General features: G+C 41.3%; 28 protein-coding genes and 1 pseudogene. 8 read left to right on the forward strand and 21 right to left on the reverse strand.

Translation table 11 applies throughout. The features are described 5' to 3' along the window. Positions 1-62: 62 nt before the first annotated feature. The gene (locus ACXAEY_RS12045) at positions 63-1,091 is read right to left on the reverse strand and encodes a SepM family pheromone-processing serine protease (RefSeq protein ID WP_474812197.1); all 1,029 of its coding nucleotides are present in this window, start codon (positions 1,089-1,091) and stop codon (positions 63-65) included. After that, positions 1,088-1,876 (reverse strand): patatin-like phospholipase family protein, encoded by a 789-nt coding sequence (locus ACXAEY_RS12050; protein ID WP_270182056.1) that lies wholly within the window; start codon positions 1,874-1,876, stop codon positions 1,088-1,090. The genes ACXAEY_RS12045 and ACXAEY_RS12050 overlap by 4 nt, the downstream gene beginning before the upstream one ends. A gap of 142 nt (positions 1,877-2,018) precedes the next feature. Between ACXAEY_RS12050 and ylbJ the strand changes: the two genes are divergently transcribed. Further along, positions 2,019-3,236: a sporulation integral membrane protein YlbJ gene (gene ylbJ, locus ACXAEY_RS12055; protein WP_270181767.1), complete on the forward strand. Its 1,218-nt coding sequence runs from the start codon at positions 2,019-2,021 to the stop codon at positions 3,234-3,236. Between the two features lie 28 nt (positions 3,237-3,264). Here ylbJ and coaD read toward each other — a convergent pair whose 3' ends face one another. The 3 genes from coaD to ACXAEY_RS12070 form a co-directional block, all read right to left on the reverse strand. Continuing rightward, positions 3,265-3,759 carry a pantetheine-phosphate adenylyltransferase gene (gene coaD, locus ACXAEY_RS12060; RefSeq protein ID WP_270181766.1) on the reverse strand — a complete coding sequence of 165 codons (495 nt, stop codon included), beginning with the start codon at positions 3,757-3,759 and terminating at the stop codon, positions 3,265-3,267. Between the two features lie 2 nt (positions 3,760-3,761). Beyond that, positions 3,762-4,349: a 16S rRNA (guanine(966)-N(2))-methyltransferase RsmD gene (gene rsmD / locus ACXAEY_RS12065; RefSeq protein WP_474812201.1), complete on the reverse strand. Its 588-nt coding sequence runs from the start codon at positions 4,347-4,349 to the stop codon at positions 3,762-3,764. A 246-nt stretch (positions 4,350-4,595) separates the two neighbouring features. Next, entirely contained in the window at positions 4,596-4,916 is a 321-nt protein-coding gene (locus ACXAEY_RS12070) for a hypothetical protein (RefSeq protein WP_270181764.1), read from the reverse strand. 111 nt (positions 4,917-5,027) lie between these two features. Between ACXAEY_RS12070 and ACXAEY_RS12075 the strand changes: the two genes are divergently transcribed. Next, positions 5,028-5,414 carry a DUF7147 family protein gene (locus ACXAEY_RS12075; protein ID WP_270181763.1) on the forward strand — a complete coding sequence of 129 codons (387 nt, stop codon included), beginning with the start codon at positions 5,028-5,030 and terminating at the stop codon, positions 5,412-5,414. A gap of 480 nt (positions 5,415-5,894) precedes the next feature. Here the strand turns inward: ACXAEY_RS12075 and ACXAEY_RS12080 are convergent, their stop codons facing one another. Together ACXAEY_RS12080 and ACXAEY_RS12085 are read right to left on the reverse strand one after the other, a co-directional pair. Beyond that, complete coding sequence (locus tag ACXAEY_RS12080) at positions 5,895-7,124, reverse strand: MFS transporter (protein ID WP_474812203.1); 1,230 nt, start codon at positions 7,122-7,124, stop codon at positions 5,895-5,897. 102 nt (positions 7,125-7,226) lie between these two features. Further along, positions 7,227-7,502, reverse strand: a complete 276-nt coding sequence (locus ACXAEY_RS12085) for a YlbG family protein (protein WP_224881816.1) — start codon at positions 7,500-7,502, stop codon at positions 7,227-7,229. A 123-nt stretch (positions 7,503-7,625) separates the two neighbouring features. On the opposite strand from ACXAEY_RS12085, the gene ACXAEY_RS12090 reads away from it, so the two are divergent. After that, positions 7,626-7,946 (forward strand): hypothetical protein, encoded by a 321-nt coding sequence (locus ACXAEY_RS12090; RefSeq protein ID WP_474812204.1) that lies wholly within the window; start codon positions 7,626-7,628, stop codon positions 7,944-7,946. A gap of 22 nt (positions 7,947-7,968) precedes the next feature. Here the strand turns inward: ACXAEY_RS12090 and ACXAEY_RS12095 are convergent, their stop codons facing one another. Further along, on the reverse strand, positions 7,969-8,412 hold the full coding sequence (locus ACXAEY_RS12095; protein ID WP_474812207.1) for a YlbF/YmcA family competence regulator: 444 nt from the start codon (positions 8,410-8,412) through the stop codon (positions 7,969-7,971). 164 nt (positions 8,413-8,576) lie between these two features. Here ACXAEY_RS12095 and ACXAEY_RS12100 point away from each other — a divergent pair, with 164 nt between their 5' ends. Next, positions 8,577-9,380: an ATP-grasp domain-containing protein gene (locus tag ACXAEY_RS12100; protein ID WP_474812209.1), complete on the forward strand. Its 804-nt coding sequence runs from the start codon at positions 8,577-8,579 to the stop codon at positions 9,378-9,380. A gap of 24 nt (positions 9,381-9,404) precedes the next feature. On the opposite strand, the gene ACXAEY_RS12105 is transcribed toward ACXAEY_RS12100, so the two are convergent. The 3 genes from ACXAEY_RS12105 to ylbD all read right to left on the reverse strand — a co-directional run bounded on the left by ACXAEY_RS12105 (position 9,405) and on the right by ylbD (position 10,515). Next, entirely contained in the window at positions 9,405-9,800 is a 396-nt protein-coding gene (locus ACXAEY_RS12105) for a hypothetical protein (protein ID WP_270181758.1), read from the reverse strand. A gap of 68 nt (positions 9,801-9,868) precedes the next feature. Next, positions 9,869-10,102, reverse strand: a complete 234-nt coding sequence (locus ACXAEY_RS12110) for a YlbE-like family protein (protein ID WP_270181757.1) — start codon at positions 10,100-10,102, stop codon at positions 9,869-9,871. 11 nt (positions 10,103-10,113) lie between these two features. After that, the gene (gene ylbD, locus ACXAEY_RS12115; RefSeq protein WP_474812211.1) at positions 10,114-10,515 is read right to left on the reverse strand and encodes a spore coat protein YlbD; all 402 of its coding nucleotides are present in this window, start codon (positions 10,513-10,515) and stop codon (positions 10,114-10,116) included. A gap of 140 nt (positions 10,516-10,655) precedes the next feature. On the opposite strand from ylbD, the gene ACXAEY_RS12120 reads away from it, so the two are divergent. Then, positions 10,656-11,156: a PaaI family thioesterase gene (locus ACXAEY_RS12120; protein WP_474812212.1), complete on the forward strand. Its 501-nt coding sequence runs from the start codon at positions 10,656-10,658 to the stop codon at positions 11,154-11,156. Here ACXAEY_RS12120 and ACXAEY_RS12125 read toward each other — a convergent pair. The 3 genes and pseudogenes from ACXAEY_RS12125 to ACXAEY_RS12135 all read right to left on the reverse strand — a co-directional run. Next, a complete protein-coding gene (locus ACXAEY_RS12125) occupies positions 11,143-12,207 on the reverse strand; it encodes a CAP domain-containing protein (protein WP_474812213.1) in 1,065 nt (354 codons plus the stop codon). The genes ACXAEY_RS12120 and ACXAEY_RS12125 overlap by 14 nt on opposite strands. Before the next feature lie 115 nt (positions 12,208-12,322). Beyond that, positions 12,323-12,718 (reverse strand): CBS domain-containing protein, encoded by a 396-nt coding sequence (locus ACXAEY_RS12130; RefSeq protein WP_474814805.1) that lies wholly within the window; start codon positions 12,716-12,718, stop codon positions 12,323-12,325. Further along, positions 12,701-13,042, reverse strand: a pseudogene (locus tag ACXAEY_RS12135) (YugN family protein); the annotation flags it as partial. The pseudogene ACXAEY_RS12135 and the gene ACXAEY_RS12130, both read right to left, overlap by 18 nt. Positions 13,043-13,263: 221 nt before the next feature. Here ACXAEY_RS12135 and safA point away from each other — a divergent pair. Further along, complete coding sequence (gene safA / locus ACXAEY_RS12140) at positions 13,264-13,899, forward strand: SafA/ExsA family spore coat assembly protein (protein ID WP_270181753.1); 636 nt, start codon at positions 13,264-13,266, stop codon at positions 13,897-13,899. 61 nt (positions 13,900-13,960) lie between these two features. Here the strand turns inward: safA and ACXAEY_RS12145 are convergent, their stop codons facing one another. After that, the gene (locus ACXAEY_RS12145; protein WP_270181752.1) at positions 13,961-14,317 is read right to left on the reverse strand and encodes an Asp23/Gls24 family envelope stress response protein; all 357 of its coding nucleotides are present in this window, start codon (positions 14,315-14,317) and stop codon (positions 13,961-13,963) included. Positions 14,318-14,471: 154 nt separating this feature from the next. On the opposite strand from ACXAEY_RS12145, the gene ytvI reads away from it, so the two are divergent. Further along, complete coding sequence (ytvI, locus tag ACXAEY_RS12150; RefSeq protein WP_270181751.1) at positions 14,472-15,530, forward strand: sporulation integral membrane protein YtvI; 1,059 nt, start codon at positions 14,472-14,474, stop codon at positions 15,528-15,530. Between the two features lie 77 nt (positions 15,531-15,607). On the opposite strand, the gene ACXAEY_RS12155 is transcribed toward ytvI, so the two are convergent. The 5 genes from ACXAEY_RS12155 to cyoE all read right to left on the reverse strand — a co-directional run bounded on the left by ACXAEY_RS12155 (position 15,608) and on the right by cyoE (position 20,509). Then, positions 15,608-15,952 (reverse strand): cytochrome C oxidase subunit IV family protein, encoded by a 345-nt coding sequence (locus tag ACXAEY_RS12155; RefSeq protein ID WP_270181750.1) that lies wholly within the window; start codon positions 15,950-15,952, stop codon positions 15,608-15,610. A 4-nt stretch (positions 15,953-15,956) separates the two neighbouring features. Next, positions 15,957-16,571 (reverse strand): cytochrome c oxidase subunit 3, encoded by a 615-nt coding sequence (locus ACXAEY_RS12160; protein WP_270181749.1) that lies wholly within the window; start codon positions 16,569-16,571, stop codon positions 15,957-15,959. Beyond that, the gene (ctaD, locus tag ACXAEY_RS12165) at positions 16,568-18,406 is read right to left on the reverse strand and encodes a cytochrome c oxidase subunit I (RefSeq protein WP_270181748.1); all 1,839 of its coding nucleotides are present in this window, start codon (positions 18,404-18,406) and stop codon (positions 16,568-16,570) included. Before ctaD ends, ACXAEY_RS12160 begins: the two co-directional genes overlap by 4 nt. Before the next feature lie 26 nt (positions 18,407-18,432). Further along, entirely contained in the window at positions 18,433-19,458 is a 1,026-nt protein-coding gene (coxB, locus tag ACXAEY_RS12170) for a cytochrome c oxidase subunit II (RefSeq protein WP_270181747.1), read from the reverse strand. 109 nt (positions 19,459-19,567) lie between these two features. Continuing rightward, complete coding sequence (cyoE, locus tag ACXAEY_RS12175) at positions 19,568-20,509, reverse strand: heme o synthase (protein ID WP_270181746.1); 942 nt, start codon at positions 20,507-20,509, stop codon at positions 19,568-19,570. 380 nt (positions 20,510-20,889) lie between these two features. On the opposite strand from cyoE, the gene ACXAEY_RS12180 reads away from it, so the two are divergent. Beyond that, positions 20,890-21,780, forward strand: a complete 891-nt coding sequence (locus ACXAEY_RS12180; RefSeq protein ID WP_270181745.1) for a COX15/CtaA family protein — start codon at positions 20,890-20,892, stop codon at positions 21,778-21,780. 31 nt (positions 21,781-21,811) lie between these two features. Here ACXAEY_RS12180 and pyc read toward each other — a convergent pair whose 3' ends face one another. Then, positions 21,812-25,249 carry a pyruvate carboxylase gene (pyc, locus tag ACXAEY_RS12185; RefSeq protein WP_270181744.1) on the reverse strand — a complete coding sequence of 1,146 codons (3,438 nt, stop codon included), beginning with the start codon at positions 25,247-25,249 and terminating at the stop codon, positions 21,812-21,814. Between the last annotated feature and the right edge of the window lie 21 nt (positions 25,250-25,270).

The following is a 25,270-nucleotide window of genomic DNA, read 5'->3' on the forward strand; positions in this document are numbered from 1 at the left end:
AAGAAGCAAAAAAACCTGTCGAGAATTTCCTTTTCTCGACAGGTTTTTATACAATTTAAAAATCATTTCTTTTCTAGTTGTTTTAAATAATCAGAAGCATCCTTAAATGTTTCAATAGGTACGATTTTCATCTTTGTTTTAATATCCTCTGCTGCCTCTAACGCATCTTCATAATTTGAATGTGCCACAGGCGCGAAGAATATATCGGCTCCTGAACCATCAGCCGCAACCACCTTTTGCTTTATGCCCCCGATCGGGCCTACTTCTCCATCTTCTGTGATCGTCCCTGTTCCAGCGATTTTATGTCCTTTTGTCCAATCTGTTTCTGTAAGTTGGTTATAGATTTCAAGCGAGAACATTAGTCCAGCAGATGGACCTCCGATTTGATCTGTGTTAATGTCGATCGTTGGGTCCGTTTTAATCGTTTTCGCTGTGACGGGGCCTGTGATTCCTATCCCCACTTTTCCATCCTCTGTATTAAATCGTTCAGGAAATGTATCAAACCCTACTTCGACATCACGCTCTTCTTCATCACGTTTGAATGTGATGACGACGGTATCAGATTCGCTGTATTCCGAAAGCATATCTAAAAGTTGTTTCGTCTTTTCTATCTTCTCACCATCTACACCTGTAATGAGGTCTCCAGGCTCTAGCTTTCCATCAGCCGGCATCCCTTCAACGACACCTGTTACGAGAACACCTTGATTGTTGATCGTGATTGAACGATCCGCTGCTAGATACGCTACGATCGTTGCGTTCGTTTGAGAACCAGCCATCACTTCAAGCTGACGTTCATGATATTCCTCATCTGACTCGCCTTCACGCTTGATCATATCTTCAGAGATCAATTCATGATACTGGTTGAACTGTGCCCAGATGTACTGAATGATATTGGCTTCTCCAACCCGTACAGTCGTGAGCATAAACTCCCCTTCATCAGCAGAGCCTCCGTCCACTTTGATCACATCATCGAGCTCTCTTGCTTCCCCAGGTGTAGTGACATAGTACGGCAAATCAATAAACGTAAACGCTGCGACCAAAATGATGATCACAGCCCATACGATGCTAAATCTCTTGGTAGTCCGGTTCATTTATTTTTCTCCTTCCACTCTTCCACCGCGGCATGATAAGCATCGAGGTGGCGAAAAGCTTCTTCCTCTCCAATTTTTATGATGTCCTGTAAATTCGTGAACGACCGTGAATGAAACGATTCAAGTCGTGGTTTAATCATCACATCCGCGTTGATCTCGTGAAGTCGTACCATTTCGTTTTGCATGATGTCGATGCTCTGCATGATCACATCAAAGATCGAGGTGACGTCCGATTCCTTTTTCACATCGGAAACGTCTACTGCAATAACGAGATCTGCTCCCATCTCTCTTGCCACTGAAACAGGAACACGGTCAATGACACCACCATCAACAAGCAATCGATCTCCAATTTTTTCAGGTGTGAAAATTCCTGGGATCGCGATACTTGCACGAACGGCATCAGCAATTGATCCAGTCCGATAGACAACCTTCTCCCCTTTAATTAAGTCCGTTGTTACGACAGCGAGAGGAGGATCTAGATCTTCAAGCTGTTTACCATGCGTAAGTGTTCGAATTAAATTCTTCACTTTGTTCCCAGTAATAAATCCCATTTTTGGCACGGTAAAATCGAGATAGTATTTGCGTTTGAAAAGGGATGCCATCTTCACCATCGTCTCTACCTTATGGCCAGATCCATAGATAGCCCCAACGAGTGATCCCATACTGCTTCCTGCGATATAGTCAATTGGAACACCTTGTTCAACAAGTACTTTTATAACACCTAAATGTGCAAAGCCTCTTGCTCCTCCTGAGCCTAGAGCTAACCCAACCTTAGGACGGTCCATCATGAGATCCTCCCGTCTATACCTGCTTAATCATATGGTCTAATTGTTCCACAAATACGTATATTTTAACTAGCGGACATGTTTTCTTACACATTCATACATACAATACTGTCTCGATGGCCAGTACTGGGGGGATGCTTTAGTGAACACACAAGTGCTTAAAACAATAGTTCTCGCTTCTTCGATGACCATCATTGCACTTTCGATCATCCTCCTGCCGGAACATACGCTCAACGCTTCGAAAAGCGGTCTTTCCATGTGGTGGAACATTGTCTTTCCTTCATTATTACCCTTTTTCATCATATCTGAACTACTGATAGGGATCGGAGTCGTACGGTTTATCGGCGTATTATTAGAGCCATTGATGCGTCCTCTCTTTCGCGTCCCAGGTTCAGGTGCTTTTGTGTGGGCAATGGGGATTGCTTCAGGATTTCCGGCCGGAGCGAAATATACAGCCCACCTTAGACACAATAATGACATTACAGCGATCGAAGGAGAAAGACTCGTTTCGTTTACGAATTGTTCGAACCCATTGTTTATCTTTGCAGCTGTAGCTGTTGGTTTCTTCCATAATCCATCGCTCGGAATTCTACTAGCAGCTGCACATTACATCGGAAATATCCTTGTCGGACTCGTCATGCGTTTCCATAGATCAGAGGATCGATTCACGAAAAGCTATGAACGTTCCCCTTTAGGAAGGCTCCCGAGAGCATTTAAAGCGTTACATGAAACTCGCTTATACGACGACAGACCATTTGGAAAAATGATGGGAGACGCCGTTCATTCATCGATCAAAACATTATTGATGGTAGGTGGGTTCATCATATTATTTTCTGTGATCAATGAACTGCTAAGCGTCATCGGATTTACTTCATTGGTTGCAAGCATTGTGAACGTTATTCTGATAACCCTACACATATCTCCAACCCTTGCTACTCCGCTTTTATCAGGTTTATTTGAGATAACGCTTGGCAGTAGGTTGATTAGCGAAAGTAATGCTCACTTAATGCAGCAAACGATGGTCGCGAGTTTTGTTCTTGCCTTCAATGGCTTCTCTGTTCAAGCCCAGGTCGCTAGTATTCTTGCAGATACTGACATTCGCTTCAAACCGTTTTTCTTTGCTAGGTTACTGCACGGCGTATTTGCGATGGGGCTGACCCTTTTACTCTGGAAGCCAATCTACATAGACTGGTTATCAGAAGGCACTAAAACATTGCCGGTTTTTCACACAGAAAACTCAAGCTCAATCATCGATATACTATACGTTTTTTTCGAACGAACGGGTTCATGGCTCACATTGTTTGCTCTCATTACATTTGTCATCTTATCCATTCGCCGTATGAGAATTCAAATACAGTAATATACTCCTTCAGTAGAAAAAAGCCCCGTTATTCTAACGGGGATCCTGCATATTTTTCTCTTAACGCATCCTGAACAATCTCAGGTACAAGATCGGATACAGGTGCATGGTATTTTGCTATCTCTTTTACAATGCTCGAACTCAAGAAGGAATATTGATTGTTCGTCATCATAAAGAATGTTTCGATCTCGTCTTCTAGCTTTCGATTGATTGAAGCGATCTTCATTTCATATTCAAAATCAGATACGGCACGCAGACCACGAAGGATTGTAGAAGCACCAACTTGTTTTGCATAATCGATCAATAAGCCTTGATACGAATCAACTGTTACATTCTCGATATCTTTTGTTACTTCCTTAATCAATTCTACCCGCTCTTCTACAGAAAACAAAGTTGATTTACTTTGATTGTTAAGAACGACGACTTTGATATTGTCAAAAACTCTTGCACCTCTCTTGATGATATCAAGGTGTCCAAACGTAACGGGGTCAAAACTACCTGGACATACTGCAATCTTACCCATGACTATTCCTCCCTCTCAACATCCGACTGGTTATATGTATAGATTGAAATGGTTGTTTTTCCACTGTATGTTTCTTTTCTAGTAAGCGTTAAATCTGCAAGTTCTTCAGGAAGATCTACTTCTTTAAGATGCTCAACAACAATCGTCGCATTCTCTTCAAGTAGCCCATAAGACGATAACTTATCAAGGTCTTCCACGATCTTCTCCTTATGATATGGAGGATCTAGCAATACGAGGGAGAACGTTACTTCTCTCTTCAAGAGTGCTTTCAAAGCTCTTTTTGAATCGTTACGAAACACTTCAGCTGATTCTGTAAATCCTGTTTGATCAAGGTTCCACTTGATCGTTTCGATCGCTTTACTGTCACGATCAACGAAGATGCATTTTTCTACTCCTCGGCTCAAGGCTTCAATTCCTAAAGCCCCACTTCCACCATATAGATCGAGCGCAAGTCCACCTTCAAAAAAAGGACCCACCATATTGTAGATGGCTTCTCTTACTTTATCAGTTGTAGGTCTAGTATTCATGCCTGGAACGGGCTTTATGTGCCTACCTTTACATGTTCCTGCTATAATTCTCATCTCGTTCACAACCTTATCGTTTCCATATTCCTACCTATCCTACCATAAAAAAAGTGAAAGCTAAAATTAATGTATAAACGCATAGTGGATGGCGATACTAACTATAGCAGCATCTTACCAGGTTAATGATGCTGTCAACCGCGGAGAAGACTTACGTTTCCCCATAAGTTCTTCCTCCGGTTTCTCCTCTCCCATTTGCCTTAACCATTAGGTTTAAGGCACCCGCAGGAATGATTTCCTGCGGGTATTTTTGTGTCACCCCGGATCTAAATCTAGCGGTAAATCGATCGCTTGGATCCCATCCCAATCGTGATGAATCCATTCACCAAACTCATCTTTTGTTAAATTCGTATTTTGAATCACATACTCTTCTACTTCTGATAACGACGAGTTAGATAAAAAGTCAGCTTCTGCACTCGTTATCACACCATGAATGACCAGAGCTGCTAAAATATCAGCAATGATGATTCCTTGGATGAGGTTTTTATCGATGGTTTCTTCTTTAGCGTTTCTACCTTTCCAGTACAAATAGAGCAGTATCCCTATTACAGTCGCAAAGAGCAGAATCGATCCCATGGAAAAACCTCCTTTCTTCTCATTTTAATGGAAACGCTTCATCCTTTCCATCATTTAAATTTCATGCTACATTATGAGAGGATTTCTAAGACAAGGAAAGGAGCAACAAACATGATACAACGTTTCATAGAACTTGGAGAAGGTTATTCTGATATTTATGAGTTAGTTGAACTTGCAAGAACAAATTCCCACAGAGTTCACCGTCTTTTGTTACTACATACAACGAAACATGAGCGAAAGGTCGTCTCTCCCGTCGTCGTATTAAAGTCTGCAGGAGAAGGAAATCTACAGCCTCTTTATATATGTCGTGAAGGCATACCTGCCAAAGAGCCCTCTGTTCAACGCCTTAAGATGTTTGAAGAACTTAGCGAAGAACTCTCACTCCCGATCGTCCCTCTTGAGGTCAAGCCATCGGATGAGTTTAACGAAGTGGAGATCTACTATAATCACATTATCGGAATTCTTCGCATGAACAATCTGATTCCACCTATGCAGTAAAAAGCAGAAACCTGAAAAGATTTCTGCTCTAGGTGTTGATGTTGTCTTAGGAGCTATCTGTGACGGAATAGTAGTGATTTCCGCTCCAGGATGCTCGCTTTCCGCGGGGCGGGCGGTGAGCTTCCTCGTCGCTTACGCTCCTGTGGGATCTCACCTGTCCCGCTGATCCCGCAGGAGTCGAGCATCCTTCCGCTCCAATCCGCGTTATCTTGAGAATTTTCAATTAAAACAAATGACGACAATAAAGATTTGTTAGGATAATAGGTCGGAAAGTTTCACTTGGTTTCTATGTACTCTAGTAGGAGTGAATACCACTTGCCTCCCGTCGTCAAACGGTCGATCGAGGCTCCGAGGGTTTTTGTCCTAACCCAGGCGTTCGTCCACAGGAAAGCAAGAGGTATTCAAACTCCTACGTTATAGGGAGCTAAATTTTATAGTTTTTCAACAAATTTAGCAGAAACCATAAAAGGTTTCTGCTTTTTATGAAGGAACTTCATTCGTTTGATAGACGGTTTGCTTTCGGTTTAAGATCGGTAGTACTCTACGCTTCACATAGACCACGCTTATTAATAATATGATCCCAGCAAATATAAAGAGTCCTCTCGTACCAAAACCAGCAACAATCCACCCACCTGTAATCGGACCAAGAAGGTTACCAAGATAAATGGCACTATTTGAAAAGCTGTACGTTCGGCTCTCCATCCCAGCAGGTGATAACCGTTTTACAAGAGAGTTGACCGATGGCAATAGCCCTCCAATGCAAAGACCTAAAAGGAATCTCAACGCGATCAATTGCCATAGTTCTTGCACGAATGCCTGTGGAATCGAGAAGATCGCTGCTCCGATGAGCGAATAATAAAGTACATATTGCGATCCTTTCTTATCTCCCATCTTTCCAAGCTTTGGAGAAGCTACCATGTTTGCGATACCCATGACAGATGTTGCGATTCCAGCAAACAAAGCAACGTTCTCACCTGAAGCGAGCTTTTGAACAAACAATGGAATCAACGGATTCATGCCGAGTAGAGCAAATTGCACGAGAAACCCTACGATGAATAATGAGAGCATCGGAGAGTGAATCGTAACTCTCTTAAAATCTTTTATCGCATTACTTCTTTCAACTTTCGCTTCAGGATCTGGTTTGGTCTCTTCCTTAACAAGGAACAATACAACTACAGCGGCAAATAAGATACATATTCCTGTTAAGTTAAAGATCATTCTGAACCCAAACGCTTCTGCCATAAGTCCACCAAAAAGCGGGCCGCATATTGCACCTGCAACTGCACCTGAATTAAGTGTACCAAGAGCATAACCAACGTGTTGTTTTGGTGTGTTCGTAGCGACTAACGCGATCGATGCAGGAATAAATCCTGAAACAACTCCATTTAGTAATCGTAATCCAAGCAATTCAAAGGGACCTGTGGCAAACCCGGTCAATATAATGACGACAGCCATACCGAATCCTGAACGAAGCACCATAAGCTTTCGTCCGTGTCGATCTGCCACACGTCCCCAGAATGGGGAAAATAAAAAAGCAGTTAAAAAGTTAGCACCGAAGATGACACCTGACCATATGCTAATTTGCTTCTCACCTTCAACTCCAAGTTCTTGGAGATAAAGAGGAAGAAAAGGCATAATCATCGTCATAGCGCCAAGGACTAGGAATTGACAAATGAACAATATCCAAACGTTTCGTTTCCAGTTATTCATGGTTACACATCCTTTGACTTGACCATTATAAACTTCGACACCCGAAACAATCAATACATCTGCATTTTGTCAAAATAAAAAAGTCACCCATAGGATGACTTTCTACAGACCCATTTTATAATCGTATTGTTTTGCCTTATCAGGCTTTGCATTTTGATATTCGGTGCGTACTTCAGGTCGTTTAGAAGGTTCAACACGCTTGACGAAGTGAAGAGATTGCAACCGCTCCTTCGTGCTTTCGAGCTGATCGTAGTTTATGTATAGCACGACATACTTCTGTTTTGAAGAAACGTAGTGAACATTTCCAAACCTTCTTAACTGCTTCGCGTGCTTTAGCGATTGAATATACACTGCTAAGCCAACTCGTTCTACAAACATAACGTGCTTCCCCTTTGCTTATAAATTCTTGTTATAAATCTAGCATGGATGAGTTCCATCCGCAAGATTGGACATTTTGATGCTAGGTTGGATACTCTATCACTATAGAAAGGATGCGATCATGTGAACCTTAATGAAACATGGAATTCATTTTTAGATCTCTTATCGAATGAAGAAAGTATCACGTACGTTTATAAAGCAACCATCACAGGCATACCTTTCCTTTATATTACAACAAACCATTCTGTGATCAAAGGTACGATTGAAGAATCGATCAAACTATTAGCTGCAAAGGTTATGCGTGGTAAACGACTTCAGATGGAATATTCGTTCGTACGTAGTGATGACACCTTACTCGTCTATCGGGTTCGCTTTCTCGTTCCTCAAGAAAAGATGTTTTGCTGTGGGAACTTGTGCCCTGACTGTATTCGATTTAGAAATTGAAAAACCAGAGCAAATGCTCTGGTCAGCCGCAACCGCAGCTACCGCCTGAACCGCAGCCGCCGCCACATGATTGATTATCGAAGAAAGGATTCCCTGATGGTACTTTAATGGAAGGAGACACCTCACCAGCTAGTAGCGTACACACTTCGACGAGTAAGTTCTCAAGGTTTGTTTCTGCTTTCTTAAACTCAGCAACCGTATCATGAAGATCCATGTCCCGCTTTGCTTCCCTAACCTTCACAGTAATCGTCATATAATCTGGATGATATCTACCGAAACGCTGAACTTCGTCGTAAAGATCCTTCATCTCAGAAAAATGCTTGATCAAGCGCTGTGCCTCTCTATCTTTTTGAAGTGCTCTACGAGCTTCATTATACTCATGAGCAACTTCTGAATCTTTTATCGATAAACCAAGGTCTTCTGCCTTGTCTAAAATCATTACACTATCGAGAGTAGCAATCATCATTACACCTCCGCTTTCATTCTACCACCTATGTGAAGCACATGACCAGTGTTGTCATACAAATCCCTTCAAAGTTTCCTAAAATTAGGTATTGACTTAACCTGTATTAAAATCTATAATTTTCTAGATTTATGTTTTTTCATCTTAGAAAGGAAGATAAAGAACAAGTGAACCTTCTTACATTTAACCCTTTCCGCACGTTAGGGATCCCAGGAGTTTCTTATATTAAACCAGATCATATGTTTAAAAGAATTCAAGACATCAGGGCTTCAGATGTTTTGCTTTTTCCTGAAAACTGGCAAGTCAACTCTCTCGTCTATGGATTACAAAAGAACATTTTCCCTTCCATTCAATCCATCCAACTAGGCTTTGATAAAATAGAAATGACTAGAGCTTTTTGGTCACTCTCACAAGACCTTACACCATATACAGAAATCAGAGGTCGTTCTAAGGAATCGATACAACTCATATTAGATACGTTTCCTTTTCCATTCGTTGCGAAAGAAGCTCGTAGCTCGATGGGGAAAGGTGTATTTTTAATACAAAATGAAAAAGACTTTCTCACTTACTGTGAAAAAAATGAAGTATTATATGTTCAGGAATATTTACCGATCGAAAAAGACTTAAGAGTGGTTTATGTAGGAGATTCAGTCATATCCGCTTATTGGCGGATAGGGGATAATTCATTTCATAATAATGTTGCTCAAGGAGGAAAACTTTCTTTCCATAGCATCCCATCTGAAGCGATTGAACTTGTAGAGAAAACAGCTAAAGCGCTAGGAATCAATCATGCTGGATTCGACTTAGTTCAGGCGAATGGTAAGTTTTATTTCTTAGAATTCAACTGTTTATTTGGAAACCATGCACTCAACCAGCAGGGGATTCGAGTAGAGAACATTATTTATGATTATGTGAAGAGTCAATTCAATCCGGTTGTCCCACCAACAAACCCGTTCAAACAAATATCTTAACAATCATAAGCCTCTTTACGAGGCTTATTTTATTGTTACTTTCAGTTCTTTCAAAGACAAGTAACGCCCTCCATCAGGTCTCATGATGTCTAATCTCAGCATGTGTTTCCCTTCTGGTAAGCCCTGTACGATAAATGCTGCTTTATGTTCCGTTTGATATTTCTTTCCGTTCAAATACACGTCAATATAACCTTTATGCTCACTAGTCTCTTTCCGATCATCAAACGTAAAATTAGGGATCAAGCATTCTACAAATACATTTGAACCTTTCACTTTATGATGCACCACAACCGTTTCCGACTCTTGGTGGTTTTGAGAAGGTTGTTGATACGACTGACCGAAACCAACGACTGGTATACAGCAAAGTACCATTAGTACTATAAAAAGTCCATGTTTCCCATAGTGCACAACAAAATTCAATCGAAACACACTCCTTTGTTTAGAGTGTGCCCAAGTTTAGGCTTTTCATGATAATAAAAAAAACGACCCTACTGATTTTGCTGGGTCATTAAGGCTAACATCGTGTTAACCATATTTAATTGGTTTTGAAACCGATCTACTTTTTGTGGAAACGTTTGACCAAAAAATTGTTTTGAAGCAACCTCACATTCTTTTAACGCATACGGTTCTCTACTAAGTCTGCGATACCAAACTGGCTGATTGCGGATGAAAAAAAGCAGATCGGGTCTTGTCGACAGATATGCTTGCACTTCTTCACGCATGTACGCTCCTCCTAATCATGGCGGAATGGAAACGGAGATTGGTGATGAATGTACGGCGGCGGCTTAGGCTTTGATTGAAATTGAGAAAGGACTTCCTGTATCGAATAGACAGCACCGCTAAATTGCTCGATATTCCTCTGTACCTCATCAAATTTCAGCCCTTTGATCATATTGAGAACATTTCCAATCGTACCTTCAGTTTTTGATGTAGCCTTTTCTTCTGACTCGTTTTTTTCATCGCTTTCTGTATCTAGCCACATCTCGTCGTCTTCACCGAACAATGCCCATTCCTCAAAAAGATCCTGTAACGTTTTCTCACCACTTTTAACCTTTTTAATGACGTGAGGATGCGCTTTGACGAACGATTTAAATTCCTGAACTTTTGGGTTTGGCAGCTTTTTTGCTTCAGGCATATTCGTCCCCTCCCTTTCTTACACGACCTTACTACATCATAATTAGACTTTTCATAAATGTGCGCCTATTTTATTGGTCAGTTGCTCTATTATTGATAAGATAAATAAGTACTTCATATCAAAATAGGAAGGGATGCCGAATGGACAAATTAGATCAACAACTTCAATCACAAATAAATGCGATGATTCAGCATTCTGATAAAGAATCAAAAGAAGCTTTGCTCTCTTTATTAGAAGATGTTCAACGAAAACATGAAGGTCGATACAAAACATATTTGGCTGCTTTTATGGGAATCAGCAGTCGATTGATCGATGAGGATACATATGAAAGCATCATTCCTAACCGAAAACTCGTTCATAATCCGCTCAACATTACACATGGAGGAATAACGGCTTCTCTTATGGATATTGCTATGGGGTCTTTAGTGCATCAATCTCTGCCAGCAGAACAAGCAGCAGTTACATCAGAGATGAAAATTCATTTCCTGTCTAGTGGAACAGGAAATGAACTCAGATGCCAAGCACATGCTATTTTCAAAAGTGATACGAGGTGGGTAGTGAAGGCGAATGTTTATAAAGGCGACCAAAAGATCGTTGCGATGGCCACCGGTACTTTCATCATCGTCTTTAAAAAGGCTTGATGAAGTTTTGGGTATAGTACTCCCTGAATACGCCGACACCTATTTCTGTGAACTCTTTATTTAACAGGGCTTCTCGGTGCCCCTTACTATTTAACCATCCGATCATCGCTGCACCTGCGTCAGGATAGCGAGCAGCGATATTTTCTCCTGCATAGCTATAGAGAACGTCTCCTTTTTTGAGTCGATCTGATAATTCACCTTTCGAAGGTGATGTGTGAGAAAAATAACCGTTGTCATGCATGTCCTTACTATGACCTAATGCGACTGTCGAAACATCATCATTGTATGCGAGTGATGCTACCTCGAACTGATGACGAATGACGTTGGTCATGGCATACACTTGCTTTTCTCTCGCATCCTGTACTTGTACCCACTGTTCTTCTGATAGATCAGCAGCTTCTAACAGCTGCCCTCTATAAGATACAGCGTACGGCCTATGAACAGCTAACACTTGTGGGTTCGCGAGTCTTACAGCTACAAGTTTTCCATTAAACTTATCAAAATAATATTGAGCGTACAGCTCATCGTTGATTTTTATTAGGGGTTTTAATGATTGTTCTTCACTCGTTAATTGAAAGCGATAGACGCTTCCCTTTACGTTCATTGAAACTTCCTCTGTTGGAGAACGGTCTGTAAATACCGTCTCTTTTTGCTCACCGATTGGATAATGTTCTCCTGCTTGAATATCTCCCATAAAAAAGACCGTTACGACCTTCTCTTCTTGTATACCTACTTGAAGGTAAGCTGCATTCGATTGTTCATAAATCCACCAATCATATCCATAAGAGCTAGGGTCGATTCGATCCGGCTCTCCAAGCTCTTGTTTAAGGGAGGACACACCTTCACCCATCCACGTTTCGACCCCTTTAAGCTCGATTGGCTCTTCGTTTACAGGTTTATCAGGCACTGTTTCTTCTAAAACAAATTTTTCTTCGGTAATAAATTGATCAACTTTTGGAAGAACACGATCCCATTCAATCTTATTGTAAGCATCAATCGTGACCACAACTAAAACGATCAATAATACGATGCGAACACCATTTTTTATCATCGTACCGCCTCCAATTTATTGTAATCATTATGCCTCAAACGGTACCTCTTCCGCAATCTTATTGATTTGTGGTCGTCTGAAATAGAAAAGAAGAGCCATATAGGCTCTTCTAATGTTATGCGTTTATATGTTCTTTCAGATTAAAGTATGATACTAGTCCGACAAACTTTTCTTCTTCTACGATTGGAAGTTCAGTTAGACGATGTTCGTTCATAATTCTAGCTGCTTCTTCCGGCTTCATATTAGGAGATAGTGTCATCGGAGGATTCTCCATCACATCTTCAACCTTAGATCCAGGCTCTCCACTCACTGCGATCGCACGATCAGTCACGATTCCAACTAAACGACTGCTCTCATCGACGACAGGTACCATCGTAACGTGCTCGTCTTTCATAATTTTAGCTGCGTTACTCGTGCTATCTTCTTTCTTACAAGGTGTAACGTTTTTTGCAACCTCTGCAACTGAGACCATGCTTTTCTGTAAAGCAGCTCCAAGCTCATCTCGAAGCATATCAAGCTTCTTATAGCACGTGTTCAAAATGTTTTTAGGGAACTCTTCGTCGTACTCAACACCATGTGGATAGTAATGCTTTCCAAGATAAGGCTTACCAAGCTTAATGACAGCATGTGCAGACTCTACTTCGCCCTCGATCGCAACGCCAGGTACTCTTAGATAGTAAACATCACCATTTGTCATATCTTCAAATTTATAATCATATGTAACTCGCTCATAATCCCACTGTCCTGCTAGTACTAAATCGTTTTCATGCATGATGTGGTCCAATATAGAAAATTGAACAATTGTGGACTCAAGTCCTGTCTTATCGAATTTCATTAATGTTTGCCTCCTTTAATAGTTCGCAACCCTTCCACACTTAATAATAGTATAACGGACTGCGTGGTTGCAACGTTTACTTAGCTCTAAGCATTATACCAGATTCTTTATTAGTCTCTCCACACTATTTAAACATTTAATACTTTTTTCAAAAATTTGATAGAAAATCGTGGTATTTTTCACCTTTCTGGTCACACTACCTATTGAAAGGAGATGAAACGATGAAGAGATATTTATCAGTTGCGATGTTCCTCGCACTCTTCTTAACTGCTGGAATCTTCACCCCGGATACAGCCTTTGGTCAAACTACATACACCGTAAAATCCGGAGATACGCTTTGGAAGATTTCTGTACGTTATCGAATCGGACTAAGTGAAATCATCAGCGCGAATCCTCAATTTGAAAACCCGGATTTGATTTACCCTGGAGACAGAGTAAACATCCCTACAGGTAACCCTTCGATCAATGAATCAAAGGACGTAGGACAACAGGTCATGGATTTAACGAACCAGGAGCGCTCCAAATACGGATTAGCTCCACTTAAGTGGGACTGGGAAGTTGCACGTGTAGCGAGGTATAAGTCTGCGGATATGAGAGACAAGAATTATTTTTCTCATACATCTCCGACTTATGGATCACCTTTTCAAATGTTGAAAAATTTCGGTGTTTCTTATCGTAGTGCCGGTGAAAATATCGCCGCTGGTCAATCCACACCACAAGAAGTTGTAACAGCCTGGATGAATAGTGAAGGGCACCGTAAAAACATTTTGAACAAGGGTTATACTCACATCGGAGTAGGTTATGTGTCCGGCGGATCTTACGGTCACTATTGGACACAAATGTTTATCTCGAAATAAATAAAACAAAACCCCCTCATCAGATACTAGCATCAATGCTCAGTATTTGTGAGGGGCTTTTTTATATTTCTTTATCATCTTCCATAATCAATGATGACACGACGATGTTGATGTCATTGACTTGAAAACCTGTCATCTGTTCTACTTCTTGTTTAATCCTTTCTTGAAGCGAAAAACAAACTAGAGGTATGCACTCACCAAACTTTATCCCTATTTCAACACTTAGCGAAAGTCCCTCATTTTCATCCGTCGTCTCGTCTGAATACGACTTACGCTTTCCTACGATTCGCCTCAAGGTTCGCTTTACATTAGACTGAATTTGCTCAACACCATCTGTCTCAGCTACAACTACACCGATGATAACATCGATAACCGTTTCAGAAATAGACAGGGTTCCGTATACTCCAGGTTTCTTCATGATGAAAACTTCCCCCTTTTCGTAAGTCTCTTCTTAATTATATGTGGGTGATAAAACAAATTATGCTCTATGAAAATTCATCTCTCTTACTGGTAAACGATCCCCTTCCGTACTATAATAAAAGAAGATGGTAGGTCTAGAAAGGAGAACAAGATTGCCAAAGTTCCTCTCAAAACGCTTCTTATTAATCGTATTATTTATCGTAATCCTTGCATTGATTACATTCTGGATCTTGCCAGTATCGATTCCCTTAATACTAGCATTCATTACAGCACTTGCTTTAGATCCAGCCGTTCGTTTACTTAAGAAACGAACCAAATTAAAAAGGGCCCTCCCTGTTACGATCGTATTTACTCTCTTCGTAATAATGATTTCACTAATCAGTTACTTTTTAGTGACCAAAGTCGTTACTGAAGGCATTGATATTGTTGAAAATTCTCCCATGTACATACAAAACATTACTCAAATGTGGGAGAGCGTAGAAGCAAATATGTATAGCGTATCTAAGAATTTTCCGCCTGAATTTGTTCAGGAATTCACTTTTCAAATCGAACAATTTCTTGAAAATTTAAAAGTGAAAATTAGTAGTATCGATTACCTTAAAATCATTACAGTGTTTGTAACTGGCATCCCTAATTACCTAGTCAGTATTCTTGTTTATCTTATCGCGCTATTTTTATTCTTAATGGAACTACCTAAATTAAAAAAACAAGCTTATTCATACCTTTCCGAGCAGACAGCTGAAAAGGTTCAATTTATGACGGGTCGTTTGTCATATGTCATCTTTGGCTTTTTCAAAGCTCAATTTTTAGTAAGTATAATCATTTTTGTCGTCAGTTTAATCGGTCTATTGATGATCGCGCCAAAGGTAGCTCTGTTGATGGCATTCATCATTTGGGTGATCGATTTCATTCCAATAATCGGATCGATCGTTATTCTTGGTCCTTGGGCACTGTACTACTTTATATCAGGCGATATTACGATGGGTAGTCAATTAGCTATTCTCGCCATCGTTCTCCTCGTAATAAGACGTACAGTGGAACCTAAAGTAATGGGACAACACATCGGCTTGTCTCCATTATCCACTTTAATTTCGATGTATATCGGGCTTAAACTTTTAGGAATCATGGGCTTTATAATCGGGCCGATCATTCTCATCGCATTTAATTCAGCAAGAGAAGCTGGCTTGATAAAAATCAATTTTAAATTATAGAAACGCGCTTCGTTCGCGTTTCTTTTTTTGTATAAAAAGAAGCTGCTCATTAAATGAGCAGCTTCTTAGTATTACATTTACCAGATCATTCCCATAAGCGCTACAACACACGTACCTGCAACGAATACTCCAAAGAATATTCCCCATGCTGGGTATTGGTGCCCTTTGTGGCTTAAGTGCATGAACATATACAGCTGGAATACCAATTGGATTCCTGCAAGGATCATGATAAAGATAACCGTAAATGAATCTGAAATCGCATCACTTGCAACTGCAACAAATGCAAGCATCGTGATGAAAATCATCATGATGAAAGAGACGATTTGCTGTTTAAATTCCTTTTCATGTGCAATCTTATGGTGAATATCAAGGTGACTCTGATCGTGTTCTGAAACGTGTTCAGTGCTCTCATGAGTACTCATTGAGTTAACCCACCTTTCCCATTAAGTAAACGACTGTAAAGATAAAGATCCACACAACGTCGATAAAGTGCCAATACAATGCGAATAGATAAAACTTAGGTGCAGTGTATAGGTCCATTCCACGACGCATATTACGGAAGATCAAAAGAGCAATCCATATGATACCAGCAGTAACGTGGGCTCCGTGAGTTCCTACTAATGTATAGAACGCAGATCCCCAAGCACTACTTTGCATAGTGTGCCCATATTCGTGTACATAGTGGTTAAATTCATAAATTTCAAGACCTAGGAACGCTAAGCCAAGTAAAGCAGTTACGACAAACCAACCAATCATACGCTTAAAATGATTTGTTTTCAATGCCATCGTTGCAAATACGGACGTTAAACTACTCGTTAGAAGTAGCATTGTGGCAATAAAAACGAGCGGAAGTTCAAATAGTTCATTTGATGTTACTCCACCGTTTGTTGCATTCCTTAGTCCTAAGTATACCCCAAAAAGCGAGGCGAAAAGCACAGTTTCGCCTCCAAGGAAAAACCAGAAGCCAAGAAATTTGTTTTTACCATCAAGTGTCGCCCGTTCTGGATTGGCAGGCAATTTGCTCATTTCTTCAGCTCTCATTTGCCTTTCCCCCCTTCAGCAGGCAGATCTTCTTTGTGAATATGATATCCATGGTAATCAATGACGGAACGTATAACCATACCAACAACCGTAAGTACAAGTCCACCGATCGCAATTACCCACATGGAATAGATTGCAGCTAAACCTGCGATGAACAATCCAAGTGACATGATGAATGGAAGTATCGATGCATCAGGCATATGAATATCATCTAGTGGTTCTGCAGGAACCATTCCTTTATTTCCAGCACGCTTTTCAAGCCACCAAGCGTCAAGACCGCGAATCAATGGTGTTTGAGCAAAGTTGTATTCAGGAGCTGGAGAAGAAATAGCCCACTCTAGCGTTCTTCCATCCCATGGATCGTTTCCTGCTTTTTTACCTTTAATAGCAGTTTGGATGATATTCCAAACCATTATAATCGTTGCAATACCCATCAAAAATGCTCCGATGGACGCCGCGAAGTTTGCTTCATCAAGACTTTGTCCTGATAAGTATGTGTAAACTCGACGTGGCATACCCATTAGACCTAAGAAGTGCATTGGGAAGAATGTTAAATGGAATCCGATAAAGAATAACCAGAAATGAAGCTTTCCTAGGAATTCATTCAACATTGTTCCGAAAATCTTCGGCCACCAGTAGTAGAATCCAGCAAATAGACCAAAGACTACGCCCCCTACGATTACGTAGTGGAAGTGAGCAACTACAAAGTAGCTATCATGATACTGGTAGTCAGCAGGTGGAACACTCAACATTACCCCTGTCATACCACCGAGTACGAATGAAGGAATAAATCCAACTGCGAATAGGTTTGCTGTTGGGAAGCTTACTTTTCCTCCCCACATCGTGAACAACCAGTTAAAGATCTTAACACCGGTTGGAACTGCGATTAACATCGTAGCAACCGCAAAGATTGAGTTAGCGATCGGCCCAAGTCCTACCGTGAACATGTGGTGAACCCAAACCATGAATCCTAAGAAACCGATCAATGCTGTCGCAAATACCATCGCGGAATAACCGAAAAGACGTTTACGAGCAAAAGTAGCAATAATTTCAGAGAACATACCGAATACCGGTAGTACTAGAATATAAACTTCTGGGTGTCCGAAGATCCAGAAAAGATGTTCATAAATAATCGGGTTACCGCCTGCTTCAGCCGCGAAGAACTGAGTACCAAACAAACGATCGAACATAAGAAGAGCAAGACCGATTGTAAGTGCAGGGAAAGCAAATAGAATAAGACCAGAAGTAATAAAGCTTGACCATGTAAATAGCGGCATACGCATAAATGTCATTCCTGGCGCACGCATGTTGATGATGGTTACAAGGAAGTTGATACCACCGATCAATGTACCGATACCAGAAATCTGTAGTCCTAATACATAGAAGTCTACTCCATTACCAGGACTCGTTGTTGACAATGGGGCATATCCTGTCCAACCCGCGTCAGGAGCGCCACCCATAAACCAACCAAGGTTAAGTAGAATTCCTCCGGCAGAAAACAGCCAAAAACCAAGTGAGTTTACGAATGGAAACGCAACATCCCTCGCCCCGATTTGGAGTGGAATGATCGCATTCATAAACCCGAAGATCAGCGGCATGGCCGCCAAGAAAATCATTGTTGTACCGTGCATCGTAAGAAGCTGATTAAATGTTGCAGCGCCTACGAAGTCAAATTCAGGATAAAGCAACTGCACCCTTAATAGGATTGCTTCTAGACCACCGAGGAGAAAGAAGAATGCCCCGGAAACGAGATAGAGAATCCCGATTTTTTTGTGGTCAACGGTAGTAAGCCAATCCCAAATAGGATTTTTCTTTTTATAAGCATGTGCTGACACGAATTAAACCTCCTTATTTCCGTTGACTATTCTTCAACCTTTAAACCATTGAGATATGCAACAAGTGCGTCGAGTTCTTCATCATTCAGCTGATCGCCAAATGCTGGCATATTGTTACCTGGCTTGTACTCGCCAGGTTCAGCAATCCACGCCTTGATGTTCTCGTCTGTATGTTCAAGAATACCCGCGACCATTTCGCGATCGCCAAAGTTTGTTAAGCTTGGTCCAGTGTTACCACCTTCACCACCGACTGCGTGACAGCCGATACAGCTATTTGCAAAAAGTTCTTCACCTTGTTGAGCTTGATCAGTAGCAGCTTGAGATGAAGCGTTCTGCATTTTCTCTGCCCAAGCATCAAAGTCTTCTCTTTCTTGAGCGATAACTTTAAAGTCCATCAACGCATGTGATGGTCCACATAGCTCAGCACACTTTCCATAATATGTACCTGGTTCGTTAGCATTGAGCCACATTTTGTTCACAGTAGCTGTGTTCGTATCCATTTTACCTCCGAGTGTCGGTACCCAGAACGAATGGAGAACGTCTTTGGAAGCGAGTTCAAAATAGACTCTTTCACCAGTAGGCATGTATAGATCTTGTGATGTTTTGATTTCAAGATCAGGATACTCGAATTCCCACCAGTATTGGTGTGCTGTAACTTTGATGACAAGTGCATCTTCAGGAGGGTTATCCGTTCCTTCATCTAATGCAAACGTAGCCATAACTGTTGGAACAGCAAGGATTAAAAGTAAAATAATTGGGACAGTTGTCCATAAAATTTCAAGAACTACATTACCTTCTGTTTGCTCTGGAATCTCATTGTCATCTTCACCACGTCTTCTGAAGCGTAAAAGCACAATCGTATAAATAAGTGCTACTACAACGAAAACCCCAATCATGATGTAAAGACTCAACATCATGAGATTAAATTGCATTTCCGCCCCTTCCCCTTTAGGAAGCAAAGCAGTTAGTTGCTCATTACCGCAACCAGTAAGCGTTAACGCAATTACCGATAAGAGTGGTAAAAAACGCCAAACATTTTTCCAACGTTTCATTTGCACCTTAAACCTCACTTTCTTAATAGCTTTTACTCAAATTGAATTATAGGAAGGCGAGGCGAGAAACTACTTTCTCGCTTCGCCTGACCATACTTAAATCAGTACCTTATTTGTTAATATTCACTGCAATCATTACGATAAACAGAATCGTAATATAATTTAGTGAGTATACAAACATGATTCGTGCCCATTTGATATCATCTTTCATGAAAAAGCCTGCTACTCCAATAGCGAACCATCCAAATCCAAGGATCGATGCTACTGTGATGTAAACCGGACCGAAGCTATATAGTAATAGCGATACCGGTACAAGTGCAGCAGTGTACAGGACGATTTGACGCTTTGTCATTTTGAATCCTGCAACAACAGGAAGCATTGGAATTCCAGCATCACGATAATCGTCAACACGTTTCATAGCTAGTGCTAAGAAGTGCGGTGGCTGCCAAATAAACATGATTAGGAACATTCCCCATGCTATAGGGCTTAAGTTAGGATCGACTGCTGCCCAACCGATAAGAGGTGGTAAAGCACCTGAGAACGATCCTACAACCGTATTTAGAGAAGTTGTTCTCTTTGTCCACATTGTATAAAGGACAACATAGATAACGAGTCCGAGAAGCCCTAGTAGAGCCGCCATCGGTTCTATGATGAGAAGCATGATCGAACCTACGATCGATAGTCCAAGTCCTACAAATAGAACCTGATTCGCAGGAATCTTCCCTGTTACGGATGGACGCGTATTCGTTCTTGCCATTACTTGGTCGATATCACGGTCAATATAGTTATTTAAAGATGTTCCCCCGGCTACAACAAACGCTGTACCTAACATCGTTAAAATCAATACCATTGGGTTTGCGAACAGGTCAAAACCTGTAGCCACAGAAGCAACCCACAACCCTGTAAATGCTGTAATTAAATTATCAAAAACAATTCCAAGCTTTGTAAGTGTTAAGAAGTCTTTCCATGTTCCAGAAGGATTAGCCTCAGAAAGAGGACCTGGCTCCATCACTCGGCTTGATGCCTCGTAAGCAGTTCTAGTCTTACTCATACGATACACCTCCTTTACGTTCGGCCATAACAGCCTGTGCATCATTAATGTTAAACAATCCCAAATTGAGATCGTATAATCTCATTGTGTTGTTAGTCATCACGTCTACTCCCCCAGAATTACCTGCTGTTCAAAAAGTGTTAAGCAATTTTCACAAGTTATTATGATAACACTTCAACAGCTATGGTAAGATAATGTTGGTTTTGTGAGAGGAAGCAGTACCCGCAATCCTTATCCATTATAAACGAATCTACTAGTTTTGTATACGTTGTTTAAAATTAGTTAAAAATGCTTTATTTTGTAGGTAGATAAGTGCCCGCTGCTCTTCTCACATTCATTGTACTATGTTTTAGAGCCAATTTGATAAGAAGGTGGTATTTGTGAATAAATTGTTGAAATTGTTCGGGATCATCACGTCACTTGGTATGCTGCTCGTCCTTTTGATGGGGGCTGTCGTTACCAAAACAGGTTCTGGGGATGGTTGCGGAAATTCATGGCCACTGTGCTATGGAAAAGTATTACCTGAAGCACCAGAACTCGAAACGATCATAGAATTAAGCCATCGATTTGTTTCAGCTATTTTAGGACTACTCGTTATCATACTTGCTGTATGGTGCTGGCGAAAGATCGGCTATATGAAAGAAACAAAGGTTCTTGCGATCGCTTCCGTGTTCCTCATTGTTTTTCAAGGTCTACTAGGAGCTGCTGCAGTTGTGTGGGGACAATCTGATATCGTCCTTGCTTCTCACTTCGGTTTTTCACTTGCAAGCTTTGCGAGTGTCGTCCTTCTCACTCTGCTCGTTTTCGAAGCAGGTTCAACAAAAGTTCCTGTTGTTCCAAAGAAGATCCGAATTCATCTCTATGCAGTTACGATCTATTCTTACATCGTGGTGTATACGGGTGCACTAGTACGCCACACGGGATCGAGTATGGCATGCGCGAACGTACCTTTCTGTAATGACGGTCAACTCCTTGCTTTTTCAGGACAACCTGGCATTCAGATGTTACACCGTACTGCTGCGATGTTGATCTTTGTTTGGATTCTTTACATCATGATCATCGGTTTAAAAGAAATGAAGAATGAAAAAACGATGAGGAGAGGCCTTATCCTCTCATTCGTCTTTGTTTGCTTACAGGCACTAAGTGGTATCCTTGTGGTTGTCACAAAGCTTAATCTTTTCCTCGCTTTGTTCCACGGGTTATTCATATCAGGATTGTTTACGGTTCTCCTCTATCTCGTTATGCTCTCGCTCAGAGGGGCTAGAAATTAAAAAAGCTGCGCATATCGCGCAGCTTTTTAGTTTATTGTAATTCGATCAACAGATCCCCTGATTCGATTCCTTCACCGTTTGAAACGTGAATGTGTTTAACTACACCACTTCTTGGAGCTTGTACAGTAGTCTCCATTTTCATCGCTTCAGTAATCATGAGGTGGTCCCCTTTGTTGACCTTTTCCCCATTTTCTACAAGGACCTTTATTACTGTCCCTGGCATCGTTGCACCGATATGTTCAGGGTTGTCCTTATCTACTTTCGGTTTTGCGGCAATCGAAGTTTTGATGTTTTCATCTTTAATTACCACTTCACGAGGTTGACCGTTCAGTTCGAAATAAATCGTTCGCTTCCCTTCGAGGTTTGCCTCGCCAATCGACACGAGTTTAACGATGAGTGTTTTCCCTTGTTCGATCTCAACTTCGATGGACTCTCCTAATCTCATGCCATAAAGGAATGTCGGTGTATCCAAAACTGATACATCCCCGAACATGTCCTTCACATCCTCATATTCAAGAAATACTTTAGGATAAAGGGCATACGAAATTAAATCATGACTAGTGACTTGTCTATTTAATTTGTGATAGAGCGTTTCTTTGAGATCTGTAAAGTTTACTGGTTCTAATAGCCCACCTGGTCGTGCCGTAACTGGTTCTCTTCCCTTCAGGATGATTTGCTGAAGTTCTTTCGGGAAGCCTTGATACGGTTGGCCGAGATAGCCTTGGAACAATTCGACTACTGAATCTGGAAAATCAAGGGACTCTCCTTTTTCATATATATCATCTTCATTCAAATCGTTCTGGACCATATAAAGAGCCATATCGCCTACAACTTTTGATGATGGGGTTACTTTTACTATGTCACCAAACAGTTTGTTAACTCTACTATACATTTCCTTAACTTCGTCCCAGCGTTCTCCAAGACCTACTCCTTTAGCCTGTTGCTGAAGATTACTATACTGACCGCCTGGCATTTCATGCTGATAGACCTCAGTATGCGGAGCAGACATCCCACTTTCAAATCCGCTGTAGTACTTTCTTGTATCTTCCCAATAGTGTGATAGCTCTTCTAACGCGTTGATATTGATGTCAGGCTGACGATCTGACCCTTCCATCGCGTAGTAGAGAGAGTTCGCACTAGGCTGTGAAGTCAGACCTGCCATTGAGCTGACCGCAACGTCTACAATATCTACGCCGGCTTCAATTGCCTTGGCATACGTATAGACGCCGTTCCCACTCGTATCGTGCGTATGAAGGTGGATGGGAATGGATACTGTTTCTTTCAAGCTCGTAATTAGCTCATAAGCCGCTTGAGGTTTTAATAGACCTGCCATGTCTTTGATACCTAGAATATGGGCACCAGCATCTTCAAGCTCTTTCGCTAATTGCTTGTAATAGGCTAAGTCGTATTTGGTTTTCGTTGGATCAAGAATGTCTCCTGTATAGCAGATCGCAGCTTCAGCGATTTTGTTTGTTTTTCGAACGGCTTCGATTGCTTTTGTCATACCTTCGACCCAGTTCAAGCTATCAAAGATTCGAAACACATCGATTCCTGCGTCTGCAGACTTCTCTACAAACTCATTGATCAAGTTATCTGGGTAGTTCTTATATCCAACGGCATTAGACGCTCTAAGCAACATCTGAAACATGACGTTTGGAACTTTTTCTCTAAGTTTGATCAATCGATCCCATGGATCTTCTTTTAAGAATCGTAGAGATACGTCAAACGTAGCTCCGCCCCACATCTCCATCGAAAAAAGTTCTGGTAGCATTCTTGAAGTCGGTTCAGCAATATGTAATAGGTCAGAAGTACGCACTCGAGTTGCAAGCAGCGATTGATGACCGTCCCTGAACGTCGTATCTGTAAGTAATGGTTTTTTCTGATCCTTCACCCAGTTTACAACGCCTTCTGGTCCATGTTCATCCAGAATTTGTTTCGTCCCTTTCAACGTCTCTTCACTATAGGTTAAGTGAGGAACTCTACGTTTGGGATAAGCTGGCTTCTTCTTTTTATCAAGACCAGGAAAGCCGTTAACCGTGATCGTACCGATATACGAAAGCATTTTTGTTCCTCTGTCTTTACGCTTAGGAAAAACAAAAAGTTCAGGAGTCGTATCGATAAATGACGTATCATAAACCCCAGACTTGAAATTCTCGTGCTTGATCACATTTTCAAGAAATGCGATGTTTGTTTTTATTCCTCTTATACGGAACTCTTTTAAATTCCTAACCATCTTGGCGGATGCATGTTCGAAGCTTAATGCCCACGTAGAAAGCTTTACGAGTAAAGAGTCGTAGTAAGGTGTTATGACTGCTCCCTGATATGCGTTTCCTGCATCGAGTCGAACTCCAAAGCCACCACCTGAGCGATAAGCCATCAGCTTCCCTGTATCAGGCATGAAGTTATTCTCAGGATCTTCAGTCGTTACGCGGCATTGAATCGCCACACCGTGACAGTCGATTTCGTTTTGAAGTGGAATACCGAGACGGCTTCCGTGAAGCTCTTCCCCTTGAGCAATCATGATTTGGGATTGAACGATATCGATGCCTGTGATCATCTCAGTAATCGTATGTTCAACCTGTACTCTAGGGTTTACCTCGATAAAGTAAAAGTTACCCTGTTGATCGACTAGAAACTCTACAGTTCCTGCATTCACATACTTGACGTTTTCCATCAATCGAACAGCTGCTTCACAAATGTCAGTACGGGTTTTCTCATCGAGTGAAACACTTGGTGCTACTTCGACGACTTTCTGATGACGCCTTTGCACAGAGCAATCTCGTTCATAGAGATGAACCGTGTTCCCATGTTTGTCACTCAATATTTGAACTTCGATATGTTTCGGATTCTCAACAAACTTTTCTACGTATATTTCATCACGTCCAAAAGCAGCTTTAGCTTCTGATTTGGCTCTTTCGTAAGAATCAGCAAGAGCTTGTTCAGTGCGGACGATCCTCATTCCTCGTCCACCACCGCCAAGAGCAGCTTTGATCATCAATGGATACCCGTGTTCTTCTGCAAATTGCCTCACTTCATCCAAGCCTTCAACAGGACCATCAGACCCAGGGATAACTGGAAGATCGGCTAACACAGCTTGCTTCCTAGCTTCTACTTTGTCTCCAAACATTCCAAGATGCTCAAGTTCAGGCCCGATAAAGATGATGCCTTCTTCCTGACAACGTTCTGCGAAATGAGTGTTCTCAGATAAAAAGCCATACCCTGGGTGTATTGCATCGATGTGATTTGTTTTCGCAATTTCGATAATGCCTTCAATATCGAGGTACGCATCGATCGGCTTCTTATCCTCGCCTACAAGGTACGCTTCATCAGCTTTGTATCGATGATACGCACCACTATCTTCTTTGGAATAAATCGCGACAGTACGAATATCTAGTTCTGTACATGCACGAAAAATACGAATTGCAATTTCGCCTCTGTTTGCGACGAGTATTTTATTGATTGCTTTCAAGTTCGTTCCTCCTCCGGCTTA

This window comes from Anaerobacillus sp. ABA4_114, from assembly GCF_056159065.1.